The following is a 2,947-nucleotide window of genomic DNA, read 5'->3' on the forward strand; positions in this document are numbered from 1 at the left end:
TGGTGGGCAGTACAGGGATCGAACCTGTGACCTCCTGCGTGTAAAACAGGCGCTCTAACCAGCTGAGCTAACCGCCCCAATGGCGCGCTTGGCGGGGCTTGAACCCACGACCTCAGCCTCCGCAGGGCTGCGCTCTATCCAACTGAGCTACAAGCGCGTGCTGTATCTGGTGCCGAAGGAGAGATTTGAACTCTCACGCCCTTACGGACACTACGCCCTGAACGTAGCGCGTCTGCCATTCCGCCACTTCGGCACAATCGGAATAAAGTTAACGGCTACATCCCGACCCTGATAATGTTAACACGTTAAGGGGTCAATGACAAGACTCCCGGCAGAAAATTGAATTCAGAAACGGCGTTAGCGGGCTTGAATAAGGTTCGTTGCTGCTCAGTCTCTATCCCAGGACTTGCTGTGCTCTTTGAGCATCTGGTCGAGCTTTTCCCGGTAGTATTTGAAGTTCTCAAAGCTCACGTCCATCGATACCATGTGGTCGACGTTGGGGATGAAACCGCCCTGCTCGAGCATAAAGGGCACCCGGTGTTCCAGCTCGCGGTCGATTGCTTCCCTGCCTCCAATCAGTGCCCGTTTGTCAATGCCGCCGGTGATAGCCAGGTTGGGGAAGGCCTTGCGCACCTCAACGACATCCATGCCGGCAGCTACCTCGAAAGGATAGAGCACGGTGACGCCGCCTTCTATCCAGAGCGGAATCAGCTTCCAGATATCGCCGTCTGAGTCTACCTGTACCAGGGTAACCCCGTAGTCCTTCAGGAAGTCGGTCAACTTCTTGTATCCGGGCAAAATAAACTCGCGGAACATTGCCGGGGAGATAAGCGGACCGCCTTTATAGCACATGTCCTCCCAGATGAAGACAGTATCCACGTCGACATCTTTCAGCACACCATCGAAGAGAGCAATCCAGAAGTCGGCCAGGTGGTTATTGATATCCTTCATCATCTCGGGGTCATCATAGTATTTGGTCAGCAGTTCCTCAACGCCCATGAGATAGCGGGGCGTGCCAAAGAAGCCATGGGTCTGCCCGAGTCCCAGGGGATAATCACGTTTCTTGTACTCGGCAACGAGCTGCGACCAGTTGTCCGGCAGCCTGCCTTCAAGGTTGGGGCGCAGTCGCTCCGCCTTATATTTCTCCCAGCTCTCGCGGTCTTTCACCGGTCCGCCAACGATGGTAGGCAGGCTGGTGCGGTTTTTGAGTTCCTTGCGCAGGCAGCCGTCCCATTCCTGCCAGATGTACCAGTCCCCGTGGTCCTCAATGGTTTTGGCCTCAAACTGGGGGTAGGCACCGATATTCAATGGCACGCGCACCAGGTAAGGGTCCATCTTGAAATAATCGTGAACGTCCAGGGCAGTGTCCCGGTTCAGCGGCACGCCGGCAGATTCGTTAAAGAGGCCGGTGCCATCGGCGATACCATCGCGGAGTCCGTGTACCCGGGGCAGGCCCTCCCGGTACCAGCGCCGCACCGTGCCACCCCAGTAGCCAAATTCCCATACGAGATGACGGTCTGGCTCTTCAAAGTTCATAATCGCCATAAAGCGTTCGCGGGTGTTCATGGGCGACCTACCTTCAGGAAAATGCCATGGGTATCCCGGCTTAATACAACTATGCGGCCAGCTTCATCAAACGGTCCGCTTCATCCACAGCCGAGGCACAGTCGTCAGCGTAGCCCTCAACGCCTATCTCGTCGGCAAACTGGCGGGTTATGGGCGCGCCGCCTATTATCATCTTGACCTTGCTTCTGACGCCGGCCGTCGTCAGGGCTTTGGAGATATCGGGGATCATGGTCATGGTAGTGGTGAGCAGGGCTGAAGTCGCCACGATATCGGCGTTTGCGGCCTTGGCCTCAGCAGCAAACGTATCCGCCGAGACATCCACGCCCAGGTCATGTACGTCATAGCCGTTGCTTTCCAGCATCATCTTGACCAGGTTCTTGCCGATATCGTGCATATCGCCCTCAACGGTCCCGATGACCACGGTCCCTCTCTTCTGAATGTCCATACCAGCAAGGAGCGGGCGCAGTTTCTCTGTTCCGCTTCTCATGGCACGAACGGCGATAAGTATCTCCGGCAGGTAGGCCTCTCCGTCCTTGAAAAGCTGCCCCAGTGCCTGGATACCGGGCACCAGACCTTTGCCCAGTATATCATCGGGCGCAATTCCGGCTTTTAACGCCTCATCAACAGTCTGTACAGTCAGTTTCTCATCACCATTTTTTACGGCTTCGGCCATTGTCGTCAGATGGTCAGGCATGTTCATCCTCCTTTATTCTGCAGACGGGATATTCAGAAATACCTCAAATAAATGCTCTGTTTACATTATCATATCCAGACGCCTACTTCAATGATAAACTGCAGAGCGGGCGGGATGATTATCAACACCATTAGCTTTAACTTTAAATAATGTATAATTATTGGGGGCAGGAATACCTTGCCCATTGGGATGCTGCCACCGATTAGCCGTACGCGGAACGGTTCAATGCAAATAAGGAGGAGGTCATGTCATTCGTGGGAAGAGTTGCACTGGTAACCGGTGCCGGCAAAGGAATTGGCGAGGCAATCGCCAGGGCCCTGGCCGCGGAAAAGATAAAGGTAGGTGTGAACGCGCTGCACAAAGAAACTGCGGCTGCCGTCGCCAAGGAAATAACAGATACCGGCGGAGAGGCAATAGCGATTCCGGGTAATGTTGCCGAGCAGAATACGGTAAACACGATGGTGGCAAAGTTAGCACAGGCATTTGGTCCCGTTGATATTCTGGTCAACAACGCGGCGGCAATGGCTGAGATGATACCATTTGAGAAGACAACAACAAAAGAGCAGGAAGATGAGCTGGTTACCCTTATCGGCGCGTTCAACTGCACCCGCTCCGTTCTTCCGTCGATGATTGACAGACGAAACGGACGGATTATCAATATCTCTTCAGTTAGCGGGCGCTATGGAA

3 protein-coding genes and 3 tRNA genes are annotated in these 2,947 nt (G+C 54.3%); 1 reads left to right on the top strand and 5 read right to left on the bottom strand.

Annotated features, from left to right (window positions below):
* The 5 genes from KKD83_05710 to KKD83_05730 all read right to left on the bottom strand — a co-directional run bounded on the left by KKD83_05710 (position 1) and on the right by KKD83_05730 (position 2,239).
* A tRNA-Val gene (locus tag KKD83_05710) sits at positions 1-77 on the bottom strand.
* A gap of 3 nt (positions 78-80) precedes the next feature.
* Positions 81-157, bottom strand: a tRNA-Arg gene (locus KKD83_05715).
* 10 nt (positions 158-167) lie between these two features.
* Positions 168-253, bottom strand: a tRNA-Leu gene (locus KKD83_05720).
* Between the two features lie 134 nt (positions 254-387).
* Positions 388-1,566: a hypothetical protein gene (locus KKD83_05725; GenBank protein MBU2535645.1), complete on the bottom strand. Its 1,179-nt coding sequence runs from the start codon at positions 1,564-1,566 to the stop codon at positions 388-390.
* A 49-nt stretch (positions 1,567-1,615) separates the two neighbouring features.
* Positions 1,616-2,239, bottom strand: coding sequence for a corrinoid protein (locus KKD83_05730; GenBank protein ID MBU2535646.1), 624 nt, complete (start codon positions 2,237-2,239; stop codon positions 1,616-1,618).
* Positions 2,240-2,505: 266 nt separating this feature from the next.
* On the opposite strand from KKD83_05730, the gene KKD83_05735 reads away from it, so the two are divergent.
* Positions 2,506-2,947, top strand: a 442-nt coding sequence (locus KKD83_05735; GenBank protein MBU2535647.1) for an SDR family NAD(P)-dependent oxidoreductase, incomplete at its 3' end; no start/stop codon positions are given.

It is taken from the genome of Chloroflexota bacterium, from assembly GCA_018829775.1.
Taxonomy (GTDB): Bacteria; Chloroflexota; Dehalococcoidia; order Dehalococcoidales; family RBG-16-60-22; genus E44-bin89.

Bases quoted from the DNA above. Each gene is read 5' to 3' on its own strand.
- KKD83_05725 (MBU2535645.1), bottom strand. From the start codon at position 1,566: ATGAACACCCGCGAACGCTTTATGGCGATTATGAACTTTGAAGAGCCA.
- KKD83_05730 (MBU2535646.1), bottom strand. From the start codon at position 2,239: ATGGCCGAAGCCGTAAAAAATGGTGATGAGAAACTGACTGTACAGACT.